The 26,176-nt window shown below is 58.7% G+C and carries 24 protein-coding genes and 1 pseudogene; 19 read left to right on the top strand and 6 right to left on the bottom strand.

Annotated elements, in window-relative coordinates; genetic code table 11:
• Nucleotides 1-17: 17 nt before the first annotated feature.
• Entirely contained in the window at nucleotides 18-1,787 is a 1,770-nt protein-coding gene (locus tag ACKFRY_RS07165) for a proline--tRNA ligase (protein WP_408922557.1), read from the top strand.
• A gap of 39 nt (nucleotides 1,788-1,826) precedes the next feature.
• Entirely contained in the window at nucleotides 1,827-2,189 is a 363-nt protein-coding gene (locus tag ACKFRY_RS07170) for a membrane protein (RefSeq protein ID WP_034668463.1), read from the top strand.
• A 120-nt stretch (nucleotides 2,190-2,309) separates the two neighbouring features.
• On the opposite strand, the gene ACKFRY_RS07175 is transcribed toward ACKFRY_RS07170, so the two are convergent.
• Together ACKFRY_RS07175 and ACKFRY_RS07180 are read right to left on the bottom strand one after the other, a co-directional pair.
• Nucleotides 2,310-2,639: a transglycosylase family protein gene (locus ACKFRY_RS07175; RefSeq protein WP_005325184.1), complete on the bottom strand. Its 330-nt coding sequence runs from the start codon at nucleotides 2,637-2,639 to the stop codon at nucleotides 2,310-2,312.
• Nucleotides 2,640-2,821: 182 nt separating this feature from the next.
• Entirely contained in the window at nucleotides 2,822-3,673 is an 852-nt protein-coding gene (locus tag ACKFRY_RS07180; RefSeq protein WP_225746808.1) for a DUF4439 domain-containing protein, read from the bottom strand.
• 38 nt (nucleotides 3,674-3,711) lie between these two features.
• On the opposite strand from ACKFRY_RS07180, the gene rimP reads away from it, so the two are divergent.
• The 4 genes from rimP (at nucleotide 3,712) to infB (ending at nucleotide 8,661) form a co-directional block, all read left to right on the top strand.
• Nucleotides 3,712-4,251, top strand: coding sequence for a ribosome maturation factor RimP (rimP, locus tag ACKFRY_RS07185; protein WP_408922558.1), 540 nt, complete (start codon nucleotides 3,712-3,714; stop codon nucleotides 4,249-4,251).
• Nucleotides 4,252-4,274: 23 nt separating this feature from the next.
• Entirely contained in the window at nucleotides 4,275-5,291 is a 1,017-nt protein-coding gene (gene nusA / locus ACKFRY_RS07190) for a transcription termination factor NusA (protein WP_005328685.1), read from the top strand.
• A gap of 84 nt (nucleotides 5,292-5,375) precedes the next feature.
• Nucleotides 5,376-5,723: a YlxR family protein gene (locus ACKFRY_RS07195; RefSeq protein WP_408922559.1), complete on the top strand. Its 348-nt coding sequence runs from the start codon at nucleotides 5,376-5,378 to the stop codon at nucleotides 5,721-5,723.
• A 106-nt stretch (nucleotides 5,724-5,829) separates the two neighbouring features.
• A complete protein-coding gene (gene infB / locus ACKFRY_RS07200; protein ID WP_408922560.1) occupies nucleotides 5,830-8,661 on the top strand; it encodes a translation initiation factor IF-2 in 2,832 nt (943 codons plus the stop codon).
• Nucleotides 8,662-8,790: 129 nt separating this feature from the next.
• On the opposite strand, the gene ACKFRY_RS07205 is transcribed toward infB, so the two are convergent.
• Nucleotides 8,791-9,231, bottom strand: coding sequence for a hypothetical protein (locus ACKFRY_RS07205; protein ID WP_005325175.1), 441 nt, complete (start codon nucleotides 9,229-9,231; stop codon nucleotides 8,791-8,793).
• An 881-nt stretch (nucleotides 9,232-10,112) separates the two neighbouring features.
• Between ACKFRY_RS07205 and rbfA the strand changes: the two genes are divergently transcribed.
• The 5 genes from rbfA to ACKFRY_RS07230 all read left to right on the top strand — a co-directional run bounded on the left by rbfA (nucleotide 10,113) and on the right by ACKFRY_RS07230 (nucleotide 14,426).
• On the top strand, nucleotides 10,113-10,556 hold the full coding sequence (gene rbfA, locus ACKFRY_RS07210) for a 30S ribosome-binding factor RbfA (protein ID WP_150851478.1): 444 nt from the start codon (nucleotides 10,113-10,115) through the stop codon (nucleotides 10,554-10,556).
• Nucleotides 10,557-11,519, top strand: a complete 963-nt coding sequence (locus ACKFRY_RS07215) for a bifunctional oligoribonuclease/PAP phosphatase NrnA (protein WP_239194446.1) — start codon at nucleotides 10,557-10,559, stop codon at nucleotides 11,517-11,519.
• 20 nt (nucleotides 11,520-11,539) lie between these two features.
• Complete coding sequence (locus ACKFRY_RS07220) at nucleotides 11,540-12,856, top strand: MATE family efflux transporter (RefSeq protein WP_040425272.1); 1,317 nt, start codon at nucleotides 11,540-11,542, stop codon at nucleotides 12,854-12,856.
• Nucleotides 12,857-12,942: 86 nt separating this feature from the next.
• Nucleotides 12,943-13,755, top strand: coding sequence for a metallophosphoesterase family protein (locus tag ACKFRY_RS07225; RefSeq protein WP_408922561.1), 813 nt, complete (start codon nucleotides 12,943-12,945; stop codon nucleotides 13,753-13,755).
• Nucleotides 13,752-14,426, top strand: coding sequence for a 4'-phosphopantetheinyl transferase (locus tag ACKFRY_RS07230; protein ID WP_408922562.1), 675 nt, complete (start codon nucleotides 13,752-13,754; stop codon nucleotides 14,424-14,426). Before ACKFRY_RS07225 ends, ACKFRY_RS07230 begins: the two co-directional genes overlap by 4 nt.
• On the opposite strand, the gene truB is transcribed toward ACKFRY_RS07230, so the two are convergent.
• The gene (truB, locus tag ACKFRY_RS07235; protein ID WP_408922563.1) at nucleotides 14,423-15,316 is read right to left on the bottom strand and encodes a tRNA pseudouridine(55) synthase TruB; all 894 of its coding nucleotides are present in this window, start codon (nucleotides 15,314-15,316) and stop codon (nucleotides 14,423-14,425) included. The genes ACKFRY_RS07230 and truB overlap by 4 nt on opposite strands.
• A 23-nt stretch (nucleotides 15,317-15,339) precedes the next feature.
• Here truB and ACKFRY_RS07240 point away from each other — a divergent pair, with 23 nt between their 5' ends.
• The 4 genes from ACKFRY_RS07240 to ACKFRY_RS07255 all read left to right on the top strand — a co-directional run bounded on the left by ACKFRY_RS07240 (nucleotide 15,340) and on the right by ACKFRY_RS07255 (nucleotide 20,124).
• Nucleotides 15,340-16,362 (top strand): bifunctional riboflavin kinase/FAD synthetase, encoded by a 1,023-nt coding sequence (locus ACKFRY_RS07240; RefSeq protein ID WP_250410055.1) that lies wholly within the window; start codon nucleotides 15,340-15,342, stop codon nucleotides 16,360-16,362.
• Nucleotides 16,363-17,295: a nucleoside hydrolase gene (locus ACKFRY_RS07245; RefSeq protein ID WP_408922564.1), complete on the top strand. Its 933-nt coding sequence runs from the start codon at nucleotides 16,363-16,365 to the stop codon at nucleotides 17,293-17,295.
• A 169-nt stretch (nucleotides 17,296-17,464) separates the two neighbouring features.
• The gene (gene rpsO, locus ACKFRY_RS07250) at nucleotides 17,465-17,734 is read left to right on the top strand and encodes a 30S ribosomal protein S15 (protein ID WP_005278802.1); all 270 of its coding nucleotides are present in this window, start codon (nucleotides 17,465-17,467) and stop codon (nucleotides 17,732-17,734) included.
• Between the two features lie 143 nt (nucleotides 17,735-17,877).
• Nucleotides 17,878-20,124 carry a polyribonucleotide nucleotidyltransferase gene (locus tag ACKFRY_RS07255; protein ID WP_179386628.1) on the top strand — a complete coding sequence of 749 codons (2,247 nt, stop codon included), beginning with the start codon at nucleotides 17,878-17,880 and terminating at the stop codon, nucleotides 20,122-20,124.
• 96 nt (nucleotides 20,125-20,220) lie between these two features.
• Here the strand turns inward: ACKFRY_RS07255 and ACKFRY_RS07260 are convergent, their stop codons facing one another.
• Both ACKFRY_RS07260 and ACKFRY_RS07265 read right to left on the bottom strand, forming a co-directional pair.
• Nucleotides 20,221-20,919 carry a hypothetical protein gene (locus ACKFRY_RS07260; RefSeq protein ID WP_408922565.1) on the bottom strand — a complete coding sequence of 233 codons (699 nt, stop codon included), beginning with the start codon at nucleotides 20,917-20,919 and terminating at the stop codon, nucleotides 20,221-20,223.
• Nucleotides 20,920-21,032: 113 nt separating this feature from the next.
• Nucleotides 21,033-21,405: pseudogene (locus tag ACKFRY_RS07265) on the bottom strand (VOC family protein); the annotation flags it as partial.
• Between the two features lie 158 nt (nucleotides 21,406-21,563).
• Here ACKFRY_RS07265 and dapB point away from each other — a divergent pair.
• From dapB to ACKFRY_RS07285, 4 genes are read left to right on the top strand one after another with little or no spacing between them, the layout of a single operon-like run.
• Entirely contained in the window at nucleotides 21,564-22,310 is a 747-nt protein-coding gene (dapB, locus tag ACKFRY_RS07270; protein WP_005325148.1) for a 4-hydroxy-tetrahydrodipicolinate reductase, read from the top strand.
• Between the two features lie 3 nt (nucleotides 22,311-22,313).
• A complete protein-coding gene (gene thyX / locus ACKFRY_RS07275; protein WP_200435523.1) occupies nucleotides 22,314-23,060 on the top strand; it encodes an FAD-dependent thymidylate synthase in 747 nt (248 codons plus the stop codon).
• Between the two features lie 56 nt (nucleotides 23,061-23,116).
• Nucleotides 23,117-24,025 (top strand): 4-hydroxy-tetrahydrodipicolinate synthase, encoded by a 909-nt coding sequence (gene dapA / locus ACKFRY_RS07280; protein WP_408922566.1) that lies wholly within the window; start codon nucleotides 23,117-23,119, stop codon nucleotides 24,023-24,025.
• 2 nt (nucleotides 24,026-24,027) lie between these two features.
• Complete coding sequence (locus tag ACKFRY_RS07285) at nucleotides 24,028-26,169, top strand: ribonuclease J (RefSeq protein WP_408922567.1); 2,142 nt, start codon at nucleotides 24,028-24,030, stop codon at nucleotides 26,167-26,169.
• Nucleotides 26,170-26,176: the final 7 nt, after the last annotated feature.

The following is a 26,176-nucleotide window of genomic DNA, read 5'->3' on the forward strand; positions in this document are numbered from 1 at the left end:
GGGGTATATTTTTGTGCATGATTACCCGCCTTTCTGAACTATTTCTCCGTACCCTTCGTGAGGACCCCGCCGATGCCGAGGTCCCCAGCCACAAGCTGCTCGTCCGCGCCGGTTATGTACGCCGCGTCGCGCCGGGTGTATATACCTGGCTGCCGTTGGGTCTGCGCACCCTGCGCAAGATTGAGGATGTAGTCCGTCAGGAAATGGACGCCATTGGCGGCCAGGAGATGCTCTTTCCTGCTTTGCTGCCGCGCGATCCTTATGAAAAGACCAACCGCTGGGTGGAATACGGCGATAACCTCTTCCGCCTCAAGGACCGCAAGAACGCAGATATGCTGCTTGGCCCTACCCACGAGGAAATGTTTGCCAGCGCGGTCAAGGATATGTACTCCTCCTATAAGGATTTCCCGGTCACGCTGTATCAGATTCAGACCAAGTACCGCGATGAGGAGCGCCCCCGCGCTGGTGTGCTGCGTGGCCGCGAATTCACGATGAAGGATTCTTACTCCTTCGACATGACCGATGAGGGATTGGACGAGTCCTACGGCCGCCACCGCAAGGCGTATCAGAATATCTTCAACCGCCTAGAGATCGATTACGCCATCTGTAAGGCCACCTCTGGTGCCATGGGCGGCTCCGCGTCCGAGGAATTCCTCGCCGTCTCTGAGGTGGGCGAGGATACCTTTGTGCGCTCCACCGAGGGCGACTACGCAGCCAACGTCGAAGCCGTGGTGACACCAGCACCGGCGGAAAAGGATATCGAGGGCCAGCCAGAGGCACAGGAGCATGACACCCCGGGAGCAGAGACCATTGAGAAGCTGGTCGAATGGGCCCAGGGCGCAGGCATTACTGTCGACGGCCGCGAGGCCACCGCGGCAGACACCCTCAAGTGCATGATGGTCAAGCTCTTCCACCCGGCCGTTGAGAGCGAAGAGCGCGAGTCCGAGTTGGCGGCCGTTCTCATCCCTGGCGACCGCGAGCTGGATGAAAAGCGCCTTGAGGCCGCACTCGAGCCGGTGGAGTTTGAGCTGGCCGGGGACAAGGACTTCGCAGACAATGACTTCTTGGTCAAGGGCTATGTGGGCCCGCGCGCTTTAAACGCCAATGGCATCAAGGTCCTGGCCGATCCGCGCGTGGTCAAGGGCACGGCGTGGATTACCGGTGCCGATGCGAGCGAGCGCCACGTGGTTGGCTGCGTGGCCGGCCGCGATTTCACCGTGGATGAGTTCATTGAGGCCGCAGAGGTTAAAGAAGGCGACCTGGCTCCTGAAAACCACGGCACCTTGACCTTGGAGCGCGGCATTGAGCTCGGTCATATCTTCCAGCTGGGCCGCAAGTACACCGAGGCCTTCGATGTCCAGATTTTGGACGAAAACGGCAAGCGCGCCGTTCCTACCATGGGGTCCTATGGCATTGGCATTACCCGCATGCTGGCCGTCCTGGCTGAGCAGCGCCACGATGACAAGGGCCTCAACTGGCCGGTTGCCGTCGCTCCTTACCAGGTACACGTAGCCGTTGCCAACAAGGATGCAGCAGCCATGGAGGCCGGCGACAAGCTGGTAGAAGAGCTATCTGCCAAGGGGCTCGAGGTGCTCTTCGATGACCGCCCAAAGGTCTCCCCAGGCGTGAAGTTCAAGGATGCAGAGCTCCTTGGCATGCCCTTCGTGGCAATTCTGGGCCGTGCCTTCAAGGAAGGCAAGATTGAGCTGCGCATCCGCGGGGGAGAGACCCTCGAGGTTCCAGCCGAGGACATCGTGGACAAGATCCTCGAGCTCGTGCATGGCTAAATAAGACCCAACTCTGCGCGGCGGGGTACCGTGGAAGGCATGAACTTTCAAAAGAATGGGCTTTCCACGGTGCTTTCAGCAATGGGCGTATTGCATTTTGTGAAGCCGAAGACTTTCGAATCCATTGTCCCGCCGCAACTGCCAGGTCCTGCGCGGTTCTATAACTTTGCTTCGGGCCTGTGGGAGATTGCCACCGGTGCCTTGCTTCGCCGCCGCGCCACCCGCGGCTTCGGCGGTGCCTCCGCACTCGCGCTCTTTGCAGCGGTGTGGCCGGCCAATATGTACCACGCCTGGATCGAGCGCAAGGCAGGGTGGCCAAAGAAGCTCTACCACATCATCCGCCAGCCGCTGCAGGTGTTGTTGATGATGTATGCCTGGAATATCGCCAAGCATGAGGCCTAAAGCCGCCTTGGCTGCATGCTAGCCAGCTAGGTCAAGCACAAAACCGGCCTCCTCCCTTACTCCGCGGGGTTTAGCGGGAAGGGGAGGAGGCCGGTTTCGTGTTAAATGCCGAAGCTAAAACTAGCCGGCGACGGGGCCGCCGCAGTTAGGCCAAGCGCCAGCACCCTGGGTGGCCAGGACGTTTTCGGCCACGGCAATCTGCTGCTCGCGGGTTGCCTGGTCAGCGGTCGGGGCGTACTGAGTGCCGCCATTGGCAGCCCAGGTCTGCGGGTTGAACTGCAGGCCGCCCTGGTAGCCGTTTCCGGTATTGATGTGCCAGTCACCGCCGGACTCGCAAGCAGCTACCTGATCCCAAGCGCTAGCCGGTGCGGCGGTAGCAGCAGGCGCGGCCAAGCCAGCAAGGCCGAGTGCCGCGGCGGATACGGTCAACATGGTCTTCTTAGAACGCATTGAGAGGAAACTCCTTCTCTTTGTGTCTGTTTAGCTTGCGGAATCTCCTGCAAGCTCATGGTGAACCAACCTACGCACGCTAGAGGAGCCGAAGCAATGCATAGGGCCGTAGAGGTTGCTGCCATTTCGCTGGCCCGTTGTCAGGGGATAGACAGGTGGGGGCTGGCCGGGGCGGCAGTGGCCTAGTGCATGCCGTGGGACTCCGCCGCGATGCCAATGAGCCACGTAACCCATTCCTGATCCGGGGATTCTTCTTGCGCTGCACCTGTGGCGGCGGCGGACCACTTGCGGCCGTCGTGTTCGGCAAGGCCATCGATAAAGGCCAGCGCGGAAGCAGAATCGTGGGGCAGTTCTTGCTCTCCGGAAGTATAGGCCGACTCTGGCTGCGGAATGTTGCCGTAGCGGGCTAGTGCATCCTGGAGGGCGTCGATGCGGCGATGATGAACAGCTAGGCGATGATCCACCTTGTCCTCGTGCTCGGGGCCAACGTAGGCGCGGGCGAAATCTAGACCGAATACCTGCTCATACTCCCAGCTCAGGAGATCAGCAGCGCTTTTTTGCTCTGGTTGGGAAAGCTCGGGGATATCCGGGGCATCGCCAGGCAGCCAGGCATTGAGCGCGATGGCCTGCTCGGTAACTAGGACGCGCGATTCAACGGTGACTTCATCGGCCGCCTCTGTCGTCGCAGAAGCGGCATTTTCCATAATTTCGCCAGAGTCTGCGGCGTGATTGGCTTCGGTAGGGCGCTCTACCTCGCAGGAGCGTGGGGGATTGCCAGCATCATCCGTGCCGCATAGCCGTGTAATTTCGGCATACAGGGCGTCCGCCTGGGAGCTGCGCAGCCCTGCGGCATGGTCGTCGACGCCGCTGAGGGACAAGGCGTCGGTGGCGGCGGCGTCGGCAAGCGCCAGCAGCCTGCTTTCTGGCCGCGGGCCAAAGTAGTCGACGACGGAATCAACCGCTTGGCACCCAGCCAAGGTGGGCAGGGTGGCGGTTGTGGCTACGAGGGCTAAAGCTAAACGTCGGCGGTTCACGCAAAAGACTGTACCCCGTAGCACGTAGGCTAGTGCACATGGCTTTCCCAGATGCACAACAATTGACCGATCTCCTGCAACCCAAACTGGCTGAGCGGGGATTGGACGTAGAAGACATTAAAACCACCAAGGCGGGAAAGAAATCCCAGGTCATTATCCGTATTGATGGTGATAAGTGCCCTAGCTCCGATGTGTTGGAGGAAGTATCCAACGAGATTTCTGCCTTCTTTGATGACAAGGAAGCGCAGGGAGAGCTGAACTTCGGTGCGGGCTATACCTTGGAGGTCTCCACCCCCGGTGTGGACCTGCCGCTCACCGCCCCGCGCCACTGGCGTCGCAATCGGGGACGCAAGGTCTCCTTCGACCTTGGCGATGGCAAGACTCAATCGGCGCGCATTGGCGCGCTTAACGACGCCGCCGATGCCGTAATCCTCATCACGGCAAGCAAAAAGGACGTGCAGGCGCGCGCCGAACGATTGGAAAACATTGCCCGGGCAGTGGTAGAAATTGAGTTTGCACAGCCGTCCGAACAGGAGTTAGAGGCAGTGCGCAAGACGTTTGAAGAAGCCGAGAATTAACCGGCAACCGAGAGGAATGACAAGTGAATATTGATCTACAGGCACTTCGTACCATCGAGTCCGAGCGCAACGTCCCCGTAAAGGACTTGCTGGAAGCGATTGCGGGTGCCTTGTTGTATTCCTACCTGGATTACCGCGAGTCTAATGCTGGCGGCAAGGTAGAAGGCGCCAAGTCCCGCGTCGATATCGACGCCACCACCGGTGCGGTCAGCGTCATTGTCTCGGAGCGCGACCCAGAAACTGGGGAAGTAACCACCGAATACGATGACACCCCGGAAAACTTTGGACGCGTGGGCGCACAGGCCGTGCGCGAGGCCATCCTGCGCAAGCTGCGCGAGGCCGAGGCAGAGCGCACCTATGATTCCTACTCGGAGCTCACCGGCCGCGTTGTCAGCGGCATCGTCCAGCGCGACGCGCGCGCTAATGCCCGCGGAATCGTCGTGGTCCAGCTGGGCTCTGAGCTGGAGTCCCAGGACGGCATCTTGCTGCCGGCCGAGCAGATTCCGGGTGAAAAGCTCGAGCACGGTGACCGCATTAAGGCCTATGTCGTAGGCGTTAATCGCAATGGCGCCCAGGTACAGATCAATCTCTCTCGCACTCATCCGGAGCTGGTGCGTGGCCTCTTCGAGCTCGAAGTGCCAGAAGTTGCCGATGGCAGCGTAGAAATGATTGCCATCGCCCGCGAGGCAGGACACCGTTCCAAGGTGGCCGTTGTGGGCCATGCCAAGGGCCTGAACGCAAAGGGAGCCTGCATTGGCCCGCGCGGTCAGCGCGTCAACAACATCATGCGCCAGCTCGGCGGTGAAAAGATTGACATCATCGACTTCAGCGAGGATCCCACGGTCTACGTAGGCAATGCCTTGGCCCCCTCGAAGGTGGTCAAGGTCACCGTTGTGGACAATGAGGCGCAAATCGCACGCGTGGTGGTGCCGGATTACCAGCTGTCCCTGGCTATTGGTAAAGAGGGCCAGAATGCCCGTCTTGCTGCCCGTTTGACCGGTTGGAAGATCGATATTCACTCGGACGCTGACGCTAATTAAGGATCTGCGCTTTTGTAGCGTAGGCTAGTAAACGGCCCAGTTGCAGATTGGGGCATATTGGCGACGCGAAAAGTAAGGAGATGAATGTCTGAGAGGAAACGACTCCGGACCTGCATCGCTACTCGCCGCCGCCTGCCAGATACGGACTTGCTACGGGTGGTCATCGACCACGATGATCCGCACGGCCGCCGTCTGGTAGCAGATCCACACCGCCGGCTTCCCGGCCGCGGGGCGTGGATTAGCCCCACACTATCTGCACTCGAGCTAGCGGAGCGCAAACGCGCCTTCAAGCGCGCGCTTCGCACGTCCGCACCCGTGGACACAGGTCAGGTACGGCAGTACTTGGAAGCGCATAGCCGACAAGTACCTAGCGCGGAAGATGCCGCGTTAGATTCGTACGAACCAGAGTTACAAAGGAAGACCGAACACTGATGAGCGCACAACGATGAAGCATCAGCGATGAAAGTCCTACACACCTAACTAGGGGTCAGGCCAGTTTCCGCGGCCTTGACTCCTAGTCGATACCAAGAGGAGACAAGTGCCCGGAAAGCTACGTGTTCACGAGCTCGCAAAGCAGCTCGGAGTAACCAGCAAGGAACTGCTCGCCACCCTGAAGGAACAGGGTGAGTTTGTAAAGACTGCTTCTTCCACCATCGAACCGCCGGTGGTTAAGAAGATGCGAGCACATTATGAAGCACAGTCCGGCGGCGATGACGCCGCCGAGAAGAAGCAAGACAATAAGCCTGCCAAGGGTGCCGCTAAGAGCACCGCAAAGGCGAGCGCCCCGAAGCCGGGTGCGAAGTCTGCTGCCCCTAAACCGGGCGCAGAGGCGCCAAAGCCAGGCGCGAAGGCCGCTGCCCCGAAGCCTGGCCAGGGCGCACCGAAGCCGGGACAGGGTGCTGCTAAGCCCGGCGCAAAGCCAGCTGCCCCGAAGCCGGGTGCTCAGGCCCCGAAGCCGGGTGCAAAGTCCGCCGCACCGAAGCCCGGCCAGGACGCACCAAAGCCTGGCCAGGCTGGCGGCAAGAAGTCGGGCGAGCGTCCGACTCCAGGCAATTCCATGCCTCGTCCTATGCCGAAGCCAGGCGGCTCCCGTCGCGTAGCTAATAACCCGTTCTCCACGGGTGGCGGCGACAACCGTCCGGGCCCTCGCCCAGGCGGCTCCAAGGGTCAGCGTGGCGGCAATAAGCCCGGCGATAACCGCGGTAAGCGCGGTGGCCAGAACGAGGGCGGAAATAACCGTCAGGGCGGCAATAACCAGGGTGGCGGCGGGCGCCGTCCATCCCCGGCTATGATGCCGTCCCACCCGAACCCTGCGTCGATGCCGTCTAAGGCACCGAGCGGCGGTGGACGTGGCGGCCGCGGTCGCGGCGGTCACGGCGGACCGGGTCACGGTGGCCCAGGTGGCGGCCGTCCAGGCGGTTTCCGCGGAGGCGGACGCGGCGGACGTCGCGGTGGCACCGCAGGTGCATTCGGCCGTCCAGGTGGCGCTCCACGCAAGGGCAAGAAGTCCAAGCGTCAGAAGCGCCATGAGTACGAGGAGCAGCAGAAGCACGTCGTAGGCGGCGTGCGCTTGCCAGACGGCAAGGGCCAGACCGTCCGCCTGCGTCGCGGTGCATCCCTGTCTGACTTCGCCGAGAAGATCGGTGCGGATCCAGCAGCATTGGTGCAGGCACTGTTCAACCTCGGTGAAATGGTGACGGCAACCGCTTCCGTATCGGAAGATACGCTGCAGCTGCTCGGCTCCGAGATTAACTACAACGTCGAGGTCGTCTCCCCTGAGGATGAGGACCGCGAGCTGCTCGAGTCCTTCGACCTGAAGTTCGGCGAGGACGAAGGCGGCGAGGAAGCACTGGAGAATCGTCCTCCAGTCGTCTCCGTTATGGGTCACGTTGACCACGGTAAGACCCGCCTGTTGGACGCCATCCGTAAGACCAACGAGGGCGCCCACGAGGAAGGCGGCATCACCCAGGGCATTGGTGCCTACCAGACCACGGTGGACGTGGACGGCGAGCGCACCATCACCTTCCTGGATACCCCGGGTCACGAGGCCTTTACCGCCATGCGTGCCCGTGGTGCTAAGTCCACCGACTTGGCCATCCTCGTGGTTGCCGCCGATGACGGCGTCATGCCACAGACCGTGGAGGCCATCAACCACGCCAAGGCTGCCGATATTCCGGTCGTCGTGGCCGTGAACAAGGTGGATAAGCCGGAGGCTCAGCCGGATAAGATCCGTGGCCAGCTCACCGAGTACGGCCTGGTTCCGGAAGAGTACGGCGGCGACACCATGTTCGTGGATATCTCCGCGAAGCAGGGCCAGAACATTGACCAGTTGCTTGAGTCGGTCATCCTGACCGCGGATGCCGCCTTGGAGCTGACCGCTAACCCAGACATGGACGCACAAGGCGTGGCCATTGAGTCGCACCTGGACCGCGGCCGTGGTCCGGTGGCAACGGTCATCGTTCAGCGCGGTACCTTGCACGTGGGTGACTCCATCGTCGTCGGTGATGCGCACGGTCGTGTCCGCCGCATGCTCGATGAGTTCGGCGAAGATGTCGAAGAGGCTGGTCCATCCCGTCCGGTGCAGGTCCAGGGTCTGTCCGGTGTGCCGGGTGCAGGCGATAACCTGCTCGTGGTGGAAGATGACCGCGTTGCCCGCCAGATTGCTAACCAGCGTGATGCTCGCAAGCGCTCTGCCCTACAGGCCAAGCAGCGCAAGCGCGTCTCCCTGGAGGATCTGGACAAGGTATTGCAGGAGACTTCGACCCTCAACCTCATCCTCAAGGGCGACAACGCCGGTTCCGTCGAGGCACTGGAAGATGCCCTGCTGGATATCAAGACCGAGGACGAAGTCGAGCTCAACATCATCGACCGTGGTGTCGGTGCTGTGACCGAGACCAACGTCTCTCTCGCAGCGGCTTCCGACGCCGTCATCATTGCCTTCAACACTCGTGCGGAAGGCAAGGCAACGGAGATGGCTACCCAAGAGGGCGTGGATATTCGTTACTACACGATCATCTACAAGGCCATCGAAGAGGTCGAGGCTGCGCTCAAGGGCATGCTCAAGCCGATTTACGAGGAACGCGACACCGGTGCTGCCGAAATCCGCGCCCTGTTCAAGTCCTCCGCGGTGGGTACCATCGCCGGCTGCATGGTTACCGAGGGCAAGGTTGTCCGCAACGGCAAGGTTCGCCTGCTGCGCGATAACAACGTCATCACTGCCGACGCCAAGATTGAATCCTTGCGCCATGAAAAAGATGACGCAACCGAAATCAAGGCCGGCTACGAGTGCGGTATGGTGCTCTCTTACCCGGATATTCAGGTAGGCGACATCATCCAGGCCTACGAAGAGGTCGAGGTTCCGCGTACCTAGTCCGCAAGCGGCGTAAATAAAATCGCCAGGTGTTTCCCCGATTGGGGAAGCCCTGGCGATTTTATTTGCAGCTTCTGCTGAACTTTAGTATTTAAACTATCTAGACAGGTTTACGACAAGTTGGGTTTGCTAATGCGTGCCTTGTTTAGCAGAGAAGTTGAGGAATGCAAGAAATTTTTCGGCCTTGATTTGGGGCTCACCAAGCAGGTCGAATACCCAGTCCTCAAGTGGGAGCATTTCCTTGTTGCCATCGTTGAACCGAAGGCCGATACTATTTTCCGTAGCCTCGCCGTGGGCCAAGTCCGACCACGTTCCAGTGCGTTTCGAAAGTAGCCATTGGCCCAAAACGTAGGTGATTCCTATTCTTCCTTCTTCGGCTTTTGTGCTGGAAGTGAGCAACCTGTGCAGTACCACTTCACTAATCTGTTCTTGATCGTTTAGCCACTCTTGCGTGAGTTTAGCCCTTTCGAGGCAGCTTGCTGCTTTGTTCGGAGCATCGGCGTGAAACTCATTTAAAGGCTGGGGCGTGACGCTCGCTGTTTCTGGCTTAGATTGGTTTTGGTCTTGCAAATCCTAGGTCCTTAGATGCCATACTCCGTTTCCCCAGTTGCTTTCGTAATTGCAACTTGCTCTTCTCGCCCAATTAGCTGTCGCTGGGTCTTTACGTAACTCCTTCAGCGATCTTTCACACTGATCTTTTGTGTCATAAAGGAAGTTTCCGATGTCGGCGGTGGCAATATTTGAGGAAAGAAGGAGGGAAAATGCTGATACAATCGCGATGATTAGGGTCCTCATTCTGCTGCGTGTATCTAGCATTCTTGAATACCGTCCATTCGCTTTGTCGGAGACCATTCAAAGTTCCTCCGCGAATGTGCTTTTACCAACAGGCATTGTGTGTCGAAATCAAATGCAACGATTACTTTGACGTTCATATCAAAATCGCAATCGTTATAGACTTGAATTGCGCCCTTTTCCTTCTCAGAATGAATGCAAGCAGGAACAGGATCTCCCGGGCTTCTTTCCCCCGTGGAATATGGTTGCAGGCTTGGGGCGCCGTCAGAATCTACATTGAGAATGACGAATTGAGGGGATCGTTAAGCGTTTCATTTGTGGCAGAGGCTGGAGGGACTGCAAAGCGGCCGAGGATACAAGCGGCGGTAGTGATCGATGCGGCTATTTTATAAGGTTTCACGTTTCTCTATTCAGGCTCGTGGTGGGGTGAAACACTTTTGACCATAGTTTCGGAAACGTTTTAATTCAAGGGGTCCATAAGATATATATATGGTTTTATTGCATGTTCGAGATCCTCAGAATTGCCTTCATGTGCAGTTAATTTTCTGCCACAGGACATGCAGGCGGAGTAATGTAAGATGGACACAATTTTATAGATCTTGGTAGAGATTTACAGATCTTGGTAGAGATCGATAGTTCGACGGAGAGGGAGTTGCACCATGGTTGACCACGCGCGTGCTGCACGAATGGCCAAGCGTATTAAGGAAATCGTGGCGAGTGCCATAGAACGCGAGATCAAGGATCGCCGCCTCGAGTTGGTGACCATCACAGATACTCGAGTGACGGGCGACCTGCACGATGCCACCGTTTTTTATACCGTGCGCGGAAAAGACATTGACTCCGAGCCAGACTTCGCTCAAGCAGAAGAAGCCCTCAAGCGCGCTAAAGGTCAACTGCGCAAGATTGTGGGTGATCAACTCTCGGTGCGGTTTACCCCGACGCTCACCTTCGAGGTCGATACCGTTCCGGAGGCCTCCGCTCATATGGAAGAACTTCTGGCCCGTGCTCGCGCCCGCGATGAAGAACTGGCAAAGCTGAAGGAAAACGCCCAGCCGGCAGGGGATGCGAACCCGTATAAGACCTCCGATGAAGACGAGGCTTAAGTGACTAAGAAGCAATACCAGCCGGCAGTTGCCGCTTTGCATGATGCTCATAGCATCTGCATTGTGACGCACCTGCGGCCGGATGCCGATGCCATCGGCTCTGCTGCGGCGTTGCTGCTCGCGCTGCGCCAACGGGGCAAAGACGTGTGTGCCGTTGTGGGCCAGGAGCGGGAAATTTCCCGTAACCTTTACACCATTCCTGCCGCCGACGACGTCACCACTAGTCGTGAGCTGCCGGAAGGCTATGACCTCTACGTCACCGTTGATTGTGGTTCTTTGGACCGAACGGGCTTTTTTGCGGATCGGATTGAGCAGCTAGCCCAGCAGGGCCGGGTTCTGTGCATTGACCATCATTCTTCTAATCCAGGGTTTGGTGCCATCAATGTGGTGGACACTGAATGTGAATCCACCACCGTGGTGTTGCTGAGCATCTTGGATTCATTGGAGATTCAGATTGACCGTCATATTGCACACTGCTTATATGCCGGTTTGATGACCGATACTGGCAGCTTCCGCTGGGGTAGGCCGGCTATGCACGATATTGCTACCCGCCTCATGCACTACGATCTGGATACCAAGCAGATCGCAGCTGACCTGTTAGATTCCACCACTCCGGACGATCTTCAGATGATCGGTAGGGTATTGGCCGGTTTGCGCCTCGAAGAAGCAGGGGAGCACACCCTAGGCATTCTCGTCGCGCGGCTGGAAGATATCCAGGGACACTCCGATTCGGCTGTCGAATCACTAGTGGAGTTCGTTCGCGCGCTTGAAGGAACCACCGTCGGCGTGGTGTTTAAGGAACAAGCTCCGGAGGTGTGGGCAGTTTCTTTGCGTTCTTCTCGCATCGATTGTTCTTCGGTGGCGCTAACCTTCGGCGGCGGCGGGCATGTACCGGCCGCGGGCTATACCGCCTACGGGGCTCCGGAAAAAATTATTAAGGAATTGGTGGCCGCTATCCAATGAGAAATAGGCAGACGGATGGAATGAACGCTCAGGATCGCTCCACCGCTGGCACGGTAACCGCACGCGAGGTCTTTGGCCTCGCGTTTCCCGCGCTTGGCGTACTTGCGGCCATGCCGCTCTACCTTTTGCTAGATACCGCGGTTGTTGGTCGTCTAGGTGCCCAAGAGCTCGCCTCACTTGCTGCAGCCACCACAATTCACTCCGTGGTGACGACACAGTTGACTTTCTTGTCCTACGGCACGACCGCTCGTTCTGCTCGGCTCTTTGGCTCCGGCAAACGCGAAGCTGCGGTTGCTGAAGGCGTGCAAGCCACCTATGTGGCCCTAGGAGTAGGCGGGCTGCTCGCGGTAATCATGTGGATTTTTGGCGGCGTATTTGCACGCGCCTTAACCGGTGATCCCACCACGGCCGCCGGGACGGCCTTGTGGCTGCGCATCGCAGCACTGGCTATTCCCGTTACTTTGGTGGAAATGGCCGGAAATGGCTGGATGCGCGGTGTCCAAGATACGAAGAAGCCGCTGTACTTTACGTTGTCTGGCATGATTCCCGGCGCTATTGCGGTGCCCATCTTCGTCCATTTCTGGGGGCTGGCAGGCTCGGCCATTGCCACGGTATTAGGCATGAGCATTATTGCCGCGCTATTCGTCCGCGAATTGCATAAGGAACATACCGGCTCCTGGCAATTTCAATGGCATGTGGTACGCGAACAGCTCATCTTAGGCCGCGATCTTATTTTGCGTTCAGCCAGCTTCCAGGTGGCCTTTCTTACCGCCACGGCTGTGGTTTCCCGCGTTGGTACCGCTTCTTTGGCCGGTCACCAGATCATGATGCAGCTGTGGAACTTCATGTCCCTCATCTTGGATTCGTTAGCCATTGCCGCGCAATCATTGACTGGTGCTGCACTAGGTGCTGGCTCTGCGCGGCACGCACGCAGTGTGGGCAGCAAGGTGGCGTTGTACTCTACGATTTTCTCTGGCCTCTTGGCTGTCGTATTTGCTGCTGGTGCAGGGATTATTCCGCGCATCTTCACCTCCTCTCCGGAAGTGCTCGATGCCATCTCTAAGCCGTGGTGGATCCTGGTAGCCATGGTTATCGGCGGTGGCGTGGTCTTCGCCTTCGATGGTGTCTTGCTCGGCGCCGGCGATGCTGCGTTCCTGCGCACGCTGACCATTTCTTCGGTCCTAGTGGGATTTTTGCCGGGCGTTATCTTGGCGCACTTTATGGGCACAGGCTTAACCGGCGTGTGGTGTGGCCTCGCCGCCTTCATTGCTTTCCGCATGGTGGGTGTCGTCTACCGGTTCCGATCGATGAAATGGGCCGTAGTGCAGGAGGGCTAGCTGCGCTAAAGTGGGCGTGTTGATACTCTCGCGTGGTGTGCGGCTACGTGCAGCGCGCAGCTTCTAGGAAGACAGGTGAGAAACCTATGCCAACAGTGTGGGCGGTTTCTGACCTGCATGGAGCGGTCAGCGCCAATAGCGAGCGCATTGATCAGCTTACTCCGCCCGATCCTGCGGATTGGCTGATTGTAGCTGGGGACGTCGCAGAGCGTACCGATCTCATCATTCGTATTTTGCGCCAGCTCAATGATCGCTATGCCAGGGTCATCTGGGTGCCGGGCAACCATGAGTTATTCTCCCGCTCCCAGGATCGGTATCAAGGCCGAGAAAAGTATGCGCACCTAGTGGAAAGGTGCAGGGAGATTGGAGTTATTACTCCCGAAGACCCGTATCCGGTATTCCACGGGACCACCATCGTTCCGCTATTTACTTTGTATGATTACAGTTTCCGTCCGCATGGTCTTAGCGTGGACGAAGCCATTGAGGCGGCGCGCGCAAAACAACTGATGATGACCGATGAGTTCGCCATTGCTCCCTTCGTAGACGTGCGGGCGTGGTGTTGGGACAGGTTGGCCTATTCCATCAAGCGCCTTTCCCGAGTACATGGTCCTACCGTGTTGGTTAACCATTGGCCGCTGGTCCAAGAACCGACAATGCTATTGCGCTTTCCGGAAATTGCCTTGTGGTGCGGAACCCGGCATACGCGGTCGTGGCCGCGGCGCTATAACGCGCAGTCCGTCATTTATGGGCACTTGCATATGCCGTCTCGCATGAATGTGGACGGCGTTGACCACATTGAGACGTCATTGGGGTATCCACGCGAATGGCAGGGTCGAGATAGCACCCAGCCGTGGCCCTATCCGGTACTGCGTTCTTTTGAAGGGGAGGAGGCACGATGATGTATCCAGAGCTATTTCCGGAAAGTGCGCGCTATTGCTATGTGCGCACGGATTCGGGTTACGCGGATTTGGCTAATTTTGAAGGCCTCGCGGCCGAAGAAAAGTCTCTCGTCTCCCATGCGGTTGATGTGCGCAAGGCCGAGTTCGGTGATGCTCGGTGGTGTGCGCACCGAGCCTTGCAGGAATTAGGTGCCAGCCCGGTGACGCCGATTTTGCGCGGCGAGCGCGGCATGCCGCTGTGGCCAGAAGGTTTTGTCGGCTCGATGACGCATACCGAGGGGATGCGGGCTGCGGTGGTTGCCCCTACCTCAGCTTTAAAATCCGTAGGCCTGGATGCAGAACCCGCCGAACCGCTGCCAGATCATGTGCTCACCATGATTGCTCGGGCAGGGGAGATGCCGCAGCTTTTGCGGCTTCGTGAGGCGGGGATTACCTGCCCGGATCGTTTGCTCTTCTGTGCCAAGGAGGCCACGTATAAGTCGTGGTTTCCCATGACCTTTCGTTGGTTGGACTTTGACCAGGCAGAAATCGACCTGCGCGAGGATGGCACGCTTATTTCCTATATTTTGGCTAGGCCCACACCGGTGCCTTTTATCACCGGGCGCTGGGTAATCAGAGATGGCTACGTTATCGTCTCCACCTCGGTTCCGGCTTTAGACTTTAGCCGCTAAAGGGTAGAGGGCCGTGCCACAAATACGGTGGCCAGGCGCTTGCCTTTTTCTTTAATGAGCGCCACGGCTTGGCCATTAGGGGCCACAGCAGCGTGGACGCCCTTGAGCCCGCGGGGCTCTAGCCATTTGCCCATAGCGAGGGCGGCTGCCTCCTCCTCCGAAATGGAAAGGACGGGGAAGCAGCGAGCCAAGGCCTCGTCCAGGCTGAGGGAAAGGCGCGGGGAATCGGCCAGGGTGTCGAGCGAGAGGGCGTCGGCAAGTGCAAAAGGGCCCACCTCAGTGCGGCGCAAGGCGGTCAGGTGCCCGCCCACCTGCAGGGCCTCGCCTAGGTCGCGGGCCAAGGAGCGAATATAGGTACCGGAAGAACAATCCACCGTGACGTCTAGATCGATGTAGTCGCCCTCGCGGCGCTCTGCCAGAACGTCAAACTTATCTACCGTTACTGGGCGGGCGGGAATGTCTACCTCCTGGCCCTCGCGTACTAACTCATGGGCGCGGCGGCCGTTAATTTTGATAGCGGATACCGCCGCGGGCTTTTGCATAATATCGCCGGTGAGCTTGGCAATCTCTGCCTCGATTGCGGTGCGGTCAATGTCCGCAGCGCTAGCACCCCAAGAGTATTCCCCCTCGGCGTCATCGGTTGTGGTGGCGGCGCCGAGGCGAATGGTGGCGTCATAGGACTTAGTGGAGGCAACCATGTGGGCCAAGAACTTGGTGCCACGCTCCACGCCAAGGACCAGCACGCCGGTGGCCATGGGGTCGAGGGTACCGGCGTGGCCTACCTTCTTGGTATGAAAGTACCTGCGTAGGCGGCCGACAACATCGTGGGAGGTCATGCCGGCGGGTTTGTCTACGATGACGAGTCCGGAGTTTGCGAGCGCATCAGTCATAGCCTCTAAGTCTATGCTCTACGATGGTCTGCGTGGATATTTGGTACGGAATCGATGACATCCCCGCGGAAGTGGGCCCAACGTCAGTAACCATCGGCGTCTTTGACGGCCTGCACCGTGGCCATCAACAGCTCATCTCCGCCTGTGTGGAGCATGCACGCGCTCATGGTGAGCGCCCTGTCATGGTGACCTTTGACCCGCACCCGGTGTCGGTATTCCTCCCAGAGCGTGCGCCCCTGTCGGTGTTGAGTTTTGAACGCCGACTGGAATTGGCCGAAGAGATGGGCATTGCTGCCGTGCTCGTTATTGACTTCACCCGCGACCTTGCTGGGGTGGAGCCACGGCCCTACGTAGAAGATTTATTGGTAGGAAAGCTCGCAGCCCAGCACATCGTGGTAGGAGAGAACTTCACTTTTGGCGCCGGCGCGACCGGAACCGCCCAGGCTATGCAGGACTTTGGTGCCGAGTTTGGCTTTAGCGTGGACATCGTTCCACTGCTGGATGATAAGGGCGTGCGCATTTGTTCCACCCACATCCGTGAGTGCCTTGCGCAGGGGGACATCGAATCCGCAAACTGGGCTCTCGGTCGCCATTTCACCGTGACCGGGCCCGTAGTGCGCGGCGCAGGACGTGGAGGCAAGGAGCTCGGATTTCCCACGGCCAATCAGTATTTCCCGGATACGGTGGCCATCCCGGCCGATGGTGTGTACGCGGGCTGGTTCATCGTCCACTCTGATTCCTCTATCGAGGGGGATATGCGGCCTGGCGTGGCCTATGCGGCCGCCATTTCCGTAGGCACCAACCCCACCTTTGGCGATGAGGAGCGCTCCATTGAGTCCTTCGTGCTCGACCGCGACGCTGACCTGTACGGCTACGAGGCTACGGTGCACTTTGTGGGCCACCTCCGCGATATGGTGAAATTCAATTCCGTAGACGAGCTGCTTGAGGCCATGGCCAATGACGTAGCCAAGGCCCGCCAGGTGCTCGCTGCCGACGCGAAGGCGCAGGGCTGGACCGCGAAAGACTACTTCCTGCGGGAGAAATAAATGAAGGCGATTCTCGATCTTGATACCGGCATTGATGATGCCCTAGCGCTGGCGTATGCCATCGCCCATCCGGACCTGGACCTCATCGGCGTGACCTGTACGTACGGCAACGTGACCGTGCCCTTGGCCGTGCGCAACACCCTGGCTCTTCTAGAGCTGCTGGGCCAAGACGATATTCCAGTGTTTGCCGGGCCTAGCCCGGATGGGTTTCGGCCAAGTGAGATTTCTTCCTTTATTCACGGCCACAACGGCGTGGGGGAGGTCCTGCTTCCGCCGGCAACTACCCAGGCGCAGTCCCAACCAGCGGCCGATTTCCTCATCGAGGCTCTGCACGAGCACGGCGATGATCTAGTAATCATTCCGACCGGCCCGTCCACCACGATTGCTGCCGCCATGCAGCAGGACCCCTCCTTTGCCACAGCCGCACACCTAGTGATGATGGGTGGGGCTCTTACCGTTCCTGGCAACGTCACGCCGTGGTCTGAGGCCAATATCTCCCAGGATCCGGAAGCTACCGATTACCTCTTCCGCCACACGAGCGATACCACCATGGTGGGCTTGGATGTCACCTTGCGCACCCTATTGACCACGGCGGAGTCCGCTCGTTGGCGCGCTACCGGCACCCACGCTGGCCGCATCTTTGCGGACATGGTGGACTATTACATCCGCGCTTACGCCACCACATCGCCGCACTTGGGCGGGTGCGGTTTGCACGATCCATTGGCCGTTGCGGTGGCAGCAGATGCCTCGCTTGTCGACGTCCTTTCGATAAACCTCAAGACTGACACCACCGGCCCTACCCGTGGGCGGACAATCGCGGATGAAAAGCGTTTGGATGCGCCACCCACCGCCCGGGTGGCTGTGGGCGTGGATAGTGATCGTTTTGTGCGGGAGTTTGTCGGACGCCTTGAGACGCTCTTCAGCGAGCTCTAAAAGCACAGCCTGGAAGCCATGTGGTTTTGATTTTTTCTGCCTGGGCGCTGTAAGGTGTTTGTTTGGCTTAGCGACTGCGGTTCACAGCAGTTGCGGCACGCACAAGCAATGCGCATCGCGCTGGCTTATGCGTCACGATAATGTGGACTGAAATAAAGGAGAAATACTCATGGCATTGACCACTGAGAAGAAGGCCGAAATCCTCAAGGAGTACGGCCTGCACGAAACCGATACCGGTTCCCCTGAGGCACAGGTTGCCCTGCTGACCTCCCGCATCAATACTTTGACCGAGCACCTGAAGTTCCACAAGCACGATCACCACTCCCGTCGTGGTCTGCTGCTGATGGTTGGTCGCCGTCGTGGCCTGCTGAAGTACCTGGCTGAGAACAACGTTGATCGCTACCGTGATCTGATCTCTCGCCTGGGTCTGCGCCGTTAATTCCGGCCCAGCTTCGGCCACCTCGCCCCGCCCTTTGGCGGGGCTTTTGTGGTTTTTCTGTTAGAATTTGACACCGTTGTCATAGACAAAATCGACCAGGCGGCATCGACGATCGCCCAAACCACTCAAGGAGACATTTTTTAATGAGCGTTCAGAACTCCGTCGAGTTCAATATTGACGAGGACTTTGGCATTACCGAGGCCATTGCCACGCTAGACAATGGTGACTTTGGCACCCGCACCCTGCGCTTTGAAACCGGCCAGTTGGCCCGCCAGGCAGACGGCTCCGTGACCACCTACTTGGACGATGACACCATGTTGCTGGCCACGACCACTGCGTCCAACCAGCCGCGCGAGGGATTCGATTTCTTCCCCCTGACCGTGGACGTAGAAGAGCGCATGTACGCCGCCGGCAAGATTCCGGGCTCCTTCTTCCGCCGTGAGGGCCGCCCTTCTTCTGAGGCCATCCTGGCATGCCGCCTCATCGACCGCCCGCTGCGCCCAACCTTTGTCAAGGGTCTGCGCAACGAGGTTCAGGTCGTTGTCACCGTGATGTCCCAGGATCCGGAAGAGTATTACGACGTCGTTGCCATCAACGGCGCCTCCGCCGCCACCCAGCTGTCCGGCCTGCCCGTCTCCGGTGCAGTCGGTGGCGTCCGCATGGCACTGATTGCTGACGATAAGCACCCAGAAGGCCAGTGGGTAGCGTTCCCGAACCACGAGCAGCACGAGCGCGCACTCTTTGAGATGGTCGTTGCCGGACGCATTGTTAAAAAGGGCCGCAAGGACGACGTAGCCATCATGATGGTTGAGGCCGGTGCTGGCACCAACGTTGCTGAGCGCATTGCCGACGGCGCTCCTGCACCGCAGGAAGCAGCCGTCGCTGAAGGCTTGGAGGCAGCAAAGCCTTTCATTAAGACCCTGTGTGAGGCCCAGAACGGTCTGGCGGAGCGTGCCGCCAAGGAAACCCAGGAGTTCCCGCTCTTCCCGGCATACGGCGATGATGTCTTCGCGGCAGTTGAAAAGGCCGCTGCAAAGAAGCTAGAGAAGCTGCTGACCATTCCGGGCAAGCAGGAACGCGACGACGCCACCAATGAATACATGGAGCAGGTCGAAGAAAAGCTCTTGGACCAGTTCGAGGACTTGGAAGAAGCCGATGCGTCTAAGCAGATCCGCGGCGCTTATAACGCTTTGATGAAGCAGATCGTGCGCCAGAAGATCCTCTCCGAGGGCTTCCGTATCGATGGCCGCGGCGTTACCGATATCCGTGACCTCTCCGTTGAGGTGGACCTGGTTCCGCGTGCTCACGGTTCCTCCTTGTTCGAGCGCGGTGAGACCCAGATTCTGGGTGTTACCACCCTGGACATGCTCAAGATGGAGCAGCAGATTGATTCCCTGACCCCGGTGGAATCCAAGCGCTACATGCACCACTACAACTTCCCGCCATTCTCCACTGGCGAGACCGGCCGCGTGGGCTCCCCGAAGCGCCGCGAGATCGGCCACGGTGCTTTGGCCGAGCGTGCTCTGCTTCCGGTCATCCCATCTCGTGAGGACTTCCCATACGCCATCCGCCAGGTCTCTGAGGCCTTGGGCTCCAATGGCTCTACCTCCATGGGCTCTGTGTGTGCCTCCACCTTGTCCCTCTACAATGCCGGCGTTCCGCTGAAGGCTCCGGTAGCTGGCATCGCTATGGGCTTGGTCTCTGGCGAAGTAAACGGCAAGGAGAAGTTCGTCGCCCTGACCGATATTCTCGGCGCCGAGGATGCCTTTGGCGATATGGACTTCAAGGTCGCCGGTACCTCTGAGTACATCACCGCCCTGCAGCTGGACACCAAGTTGGATGGCATCCCGTCCAAGGTCCTCGCCCAGGCACTGGAGCAGGCTCGCGATGCCCGCTCTACCATCCTGGAAACCATGGCTGAGGTCATCGATACCCCGGACGAGATGTCTGGCCTTGCTCCGAAGATCACTTCCGTGAAGATCCCGGTTAATAAGATCGGTGAGCTTATCGGACCAAAGGGCAAGACCATCAACCAGATCACCGAGGAAACCGGCGCCGATGTCTCCATCGAGGATGACGGAACCGTCTACGTTTCCGCTGCCACCGGTGAGGCTGCGGATGCTGCCATCGATAAGGTCAACTCCATTGCTAACCCGCAGCTGCCGAAGGTAGGAGAGCGCTTCCTGGGTACCGTGGTAAAGACCGTTCCGTTCGGCGCATTCGTTTCCTTGACGCCTGGTCGCGATGGCTTGATCCACATTTCCAACCTGGGTGGCGACGAGCGCATCGAGAAGGTAGAAGACGTCATCAACGTTGGCGATAAGGTTCAGGTAGAAATCGCGGATATCGATAACCGCGGCAAGATTTCCCTGGTTCCGGTTGAGGACTAATCCCTAAACCCAAAGAAGGCTCTGCCTTCCAGTTTATTCGCTGGAAGACAGAGCCTTTCTTCGTAGGTGTGCACCGTTTAGAGGCGCCGCTAAACCTTAGTTCTGGAAGTCAATGACCACGCGCGACGGGTCTTTCAGATACGTCACGGAATAGGCGGTCTTCTTCTCTAGACCGATAATGAGCTGGGTTTGCGCCTCAAAGGTGGTGGTGTAGTTGACTTCGCTAACCACCCCGGCACCAGGGGTAGTGCCTGGCTGCATGTACTTTTCTTTTAGTTCTGGGGTAGAAGGCCACGGCGTTCCCTCAATGCCGAGGTTGAGGAAAGTATTTCCTTGGACCTCAACCGGCTTTCCGGATGCCTGTTGGGCCGGGCTATCGGTATAGGACGTAAACCAGCCCGGTTCACCTTCGCCCTCCAGGTCGATGACGACGCGGGTGAACCCATCGTGCGCCCCCACTCGCACACCCGTGGGAATGAGGTTTCCGAGCCCCTCCGGCATGTGCTGTTGGTCCTCGAGCGAGGCCGTACCCATACCGGCGAATGCCAGTGGGGCAGAGTCTTGGGGAAGCTTCTGCTTTTCCGCATCCGCTGCCGAGGTACTGCGCGGGGCAGAAGTAGCGGCGGGGGTAGCGGAGCTGGTCGGAGCATCAGCCGTGTCGGTAGTTGACTGAACCTCACTAAAGGCCGGTGCGCCTGCCTGCGTAGTGTCCTCATTGGAACAAGAGGCAAGTGCTATTGCGCATCCTGCGCTGATGGTCACGGCGATAGTGCGAGAGAAAAATGAGGGAGACATATTCATCACTTCCTTGGTGCTTACCGTGTCGTTACACCCATTCTACTGGGGCAGATGGGACGGACTGTAGGAAGTGATGCAATTGTTAACCCGTGTGAGAGGGGAGGGTGCGGCTACTTCTTTAGTTCCACCAGCTGAATAAGGTTGCCCACGGTGTCATCGAATACAGCGATGATGGACGGGCCAACATCGGTGGGCTCCATGGTGAACTTCACGCCCTTGTCACTGAGCTCTTTGTATTCTTTTTTTCACATCGGCGGACAGGAACTGGGTGGCTGGAATGCCGTCGGCCTTGAGTGCTGCGGCATAGTCTTTGGCGGCGGGATGGCCCTTCGGCTCCAAAAGTAGCTCGGTATCTCCCTCACCTTCAGCATTGGTGACGGTGAGCCAGCGGAAATCGCCGTTGGTTACGTCATCCTTAACTCGGAAGCCAAGGGTATTGACGTAAAAATCGTGAGCGCGGGCAACGTCGTCTACAGGAACGGAGCGATATAGATCTGCATGCCCGCCATCCTAGTGAGAGTGAGGGGCATCGTCGGAGAGCGCAAGTCCGTTCCAAGGAAGGCGAGGAATTGCGCAACCCCCATGCGCGTTAGGATGGGGAGAAAAGTACTACCGATGTGGCTGAAGAAGGAGAACACACCATGGCTATCAAGGTTGGCGTACTAGGCGCGCACGGACGCGTAGGCCAGGCAATCGTTGCAGGTGTCAACGCGGAAGACGACCTCGAACTGGTAGCGGAAATTGACCGCGGTGATGATCTGCAGCAGCTTATCGACGCCCACGCAGAGGTCATCGTGGACTTTACCCAGCCAGATTCGGTAATGGGCAACCTGGAGTTCTGCATTGCCCACGGAATCCACTGCGTGGTGGGAACCACCGGCTTTGATAAGGAGCGCTTGGCTCAGGTGGAGGAATGGACCAAGCAGGACGGTGCCGGCAATGTCCTCATTGCGCCGAACTTTGCCATTTCTGCAGTTCTCACCATGGTGCTAGCTAAGCAGGCTGCCAAGTTCTTTGAGACTGCAGAGGTTATCGAATTCCACCACCCAACCAAGTTGGATGCGCCGTCCGGTACTGCGATCCATACCGCTGAGGGAATTGCCGCCGCCCGCAAGGAGGCTGGTCTGGGAGACATGCCGGATGCCACGGAAAAGCAACTCGATGGTGCCCGCGGCGCTACCGTCGACGGCATTCCGGTTCACGCAGTACGCACCCGTGGCATGGTGGCACACGAGGAGGTCATCTTTGGTGCTCAAGGTCAGTCGCTGACCATCCGCCAGGATTCTTATGACCGCGCGTCCTTCACGCCGGGCGTACTGGTGGGTGTGCGCCAAATTGCGGATCACCCAGGCCTAGTCGTGGGCCTCGATAAGTACCTGGGGCTTTAAGCCATGGCTAAAGCAAGTGAGCTAGACATTCAGCTCATTGCCGCAACACAGTTCCACGCCCCGCGGGGCGTGGAGTGGCACGCGGATGACTCAGCCTCTGATGGGGAAGCACTTGTCGAGTTTGCTGGACGGGCGTGCTATGAGTCCTTTGATAAGCCAAATCCCCGGACGGCAACCAATGAAACCTACCTGCACCACATCATGGAGGTAGGCCATACTGCGTTGCTCGAGCATGCCACGGCCACCATGTACATCACGGGGCTATCGCGGTCGGCGAGCCATGAGCTCGTGCGGCACCGGCACTTTTCCTTCTCGCAGCTCTCCCAGCGCTTTGTTCACCCAGAAGAGACCGAAGTAGTTCTACCAAAACTGGTGGCCGAAGACGAGCAACTAAGCCGATTGGTAATGCAAGCGGTAGATGAGACTCGCTTTGTTTACGATGAACTGCTTAGCGCACTGGAAGAGAAGCTGGATGAGCCCAACGCTCTCCTGCGCAAGAAGCAGGCCCGTCAGGCGGCGCGTGCTGTGTTGCCAAACGCCACAGAAACGCGCATTGTTGTCACTGGCAACTATCGCGCGTGGCGTCACTTTATTGGTGCTCGTGCCGCCGAGCAGGCCGACGAGGAGCTTCGCCACGTTGCGGTGGAGTGCCTGAAACTGCTGCAAAGCAAGGCTCCAGTGCTCTTTGATGATTTCAATATCACCACTCTGGCTGATGGGACCCAGATGGCGGCAAGCCCCTACGCCTAACACGCGCGAGACCCCGATGCGGCTAATTGCAAGCCAAAAGGGTAATCTTGACGGCTATGAGCACAGGTATGACAGCAAAGACTGGCGTCGACACCTTTGGACGCATCGGCATCGCCATGGTCACCCCGTTTGACCGTGACGGTGCGCTGGACGTTGCAGCAGGTCGTCGCCTAGCAGCTCATCTCGTTGACAATGGCGTTGATTCGCTCATCCTTGGTGGAACCACCGGCGAATCACCGACCACTTCAGTTGAAGAGAAGCTGGAGCTGCTCAAAGCCGTAAAGGAAGAAGTAGGAGACCGCGCAAAGCTTTGCGCCGGTGCCGGAACGAATGACACCGCAACCTCCATTAAGCTGGCTCAGGCCACCGCTGAAGCGGGGGCAGATAGCTTGCTAGTGGTAACTCCCTACTACTCCAAGCCTTCACAAAAGGGCGTTTACGAGCACTTTGCCGCAGTCGCGCAAGCCACGGATCTACCGATCTGTGTCTATGACATCCCTGGCCGCTCGGGCATCCCAGTGGCGCCGGATACCCTCCGCCGCCTTGCGGATTTGCCGACCATCCAAGCCGTAAAGGACGCCAAGGGCGACCTTCCTGCGGCCGCAGAACTCATCCAAGAAACCGGTTTGGCCTGGTATTCCGGTGATGATCCGATTAACCTGCCGTGGCTTTCCCTCGGCGCATCTGGTTTCATCTCCGTTATCGGCCATGTTGCACCGCGTGCCTTGGTAGAACTTTATGAAGCTTTCGACGCGGGCGATATGGCCCGCGCCCGAGAAATCAATGTCACTACGCTCCTTCCGCTTACCCATGCACAAGCTCGGTTGGGCGGAGCGACGTTTGCAAAGGAAGCCCTGCGCCTGCAGGGCATCGAAGTTGGCGATACCCGTCTTCCTGTCACCGCTGCGAGCGAGGAGGAACGCGAGGTACTTCGCCGTGATCTGGAACAATCTGGAGTCCTCTAAGAATGAATGAACCCCGTAACCGTTCCCGCAAGGTGACCCGCAAGGCGGGCCCACCGGCGGAAAACGAAACCGCCTCCAACGAGGCGGCTTCGCCAGTTTTCCAAGCCCCAGCAACTGACGCGGGCAATTCCGCGCAGGATAATTCCGCTAAGGGCGACAAAGATAATTCTGGCAAGAAGAAGTCCTCCGACAACAACACTGATGGCGGCAACAACCGTCGCTCCCGTTCCCGTGGCAGCCGCGGCCGTGGCCGTGGTGGCAACGGCAATGGCAATGGCAATAACCACGGTGGAAACAATAACCACGGCGGCAAGAACGGCAACGGCAACGGAAAGAATGGTAAGGGCCGAGGCCGCAATAACCGTGGCCGCCGCAACGTGCCCAAGTCTATGCAGGGCGCGGATCTGACCAAGCGCCTGCCGGAGCCACCGAAGCAGCCGAAGGACGCCCTGCGCATTTACGCTCTGGGCGGTATCTCGGAGATCGGCCGTAATATGACCGTCTTCGAGTACGGCGATGACCTCATCATCATCGACTGTGGTGTGCTCTTCCCATCCTCCGGTGAGCCAGGCGTGGACCTCATCCTGCCTGACTTTGGCCCGATTGAGAAGAAAATCCACAAGGTCAAGGCCCTCGTCGTTACTCACGCGCACGAGGACCACATCGGCGCTATCCCGTGGCTACTCAAGCTGCGTCCGGATATCCCCATCGTTGCTTCCCGCTTCACCATCGCGCTCATTGCTGCAAAGTGTAAGGAGCACCGCCAGAAGCCGAAGTTCGTCGAGGTTAATGAAAAGTCCGACGTAACCTACGGTCTGTTCCGCGTACGCTTCTGGGCAGTCAACCACTCCGTGCCGGATGCCTTGGGCATCATGCTGGGTACCCCAGCTGGCAATATCATCCACACCGGTGACATCAAGCTGGACCAGACCCCGCTGGATAACCGTCCAACGGACCTCCCAGCCCTGTCCCGCTATGGCGATGAGGGTGTTGACCTCATGCTGTGTGACTCCACCAACGCGACGGTCCCAGGTGTATCGGCATCTGAGGGCGATATTCCTGCCAACTTCAAGCGCCTCGTTGCCGGCGCTAAGCAGCGCGTTATCTTGGCCTCCTTCGCCTCCAACGTCTACCGCGTCCAGGCCGCTATCGACGCTGCCGTGGCAAACGGCCGCAAGGTGGCCTTCAATGGCCGTTCGATGATGCGCAACATGGAAATCGCGGAGAAGATGGGCTTCTTGAAGGTCCCACGCGGCACCATCATCCCCATCGATGAGGCTGCCAAGATGGCTCTGCATAAGACCATGCTGATTACCACCGGTACGCAGGGTGAGCCTATGGCCGCACTGTCGCGTATGGCCCGACGCGAGCACCGTCAGATTACCGTCCGCGATGGCGATACCATCATCTTCTCTTCCTCGCTCATTCCGGGCAACGAGGAGGCCGTCTACGGCGTCATCAACATGCTGTCCCAGATCGGTGCCAACGTCATTACTAACCAGGACGTAAAGGTGCACGCTTCCGGTCACGGTTACGCTGGCGAGCTCCTCTTCCTGTACAACGCAGCGCGCCCGCGCAACGCTATGCCGGTGCACGGCGAGTGGCGCCACCTGCGCGCCAATAAGGAACTGGCTATCTCCACCGGTGTGGACCGCGACCGTACGGTGCTGGCACAAAACGGCGTCGTCGTGGACCTGCGCAAGGGCCGCGCCGAGGTCGTAGGCCAGATGCAGGTGGGTAACCTGTACGTCGACGGCGTGTCCATGGGCGATGTGGATGCCGATACCTTGGCTGATCGCACCAACCTGGGTACCGGCGGCGTGGTTTCTATCACCTGTGTGATTGATAACCGCACTTCGCGCCTGCTGGAGCACCCAACGGTATCTACCACAGGCTTCTCCGATGATGACCGCGGCATCGTGCCGGAGGTTGCGGAGATGGTGGAAAACACCATGAACGATCTCGCCGCTGAAGGCGAGAATGATACCTACCGCATGGTGCAGAAGCTGCGCCGTAAGGTATCCAAGCTCATGGATTCCAAGTACAAGCGCGAGCCGGTTATCCTTCCGACCATCGTGCCGACCAACTCCGGCCCTTTGGTTACCGATGAAGAAGACGTCGACGCTTCACGTGAGTCCCTGTAAGTAATAC

The sequence above is a fragment of the Corynebacterium tuberculostearicum genome, from assembly GCF_046097255.1.
GTDB lineage: Bacteria > Actinomycetota > Actinomycetes > Mycobacteriales > Mycobacteriaceae > Corynebacterium > Corynebacterium tuberculostearicum_J.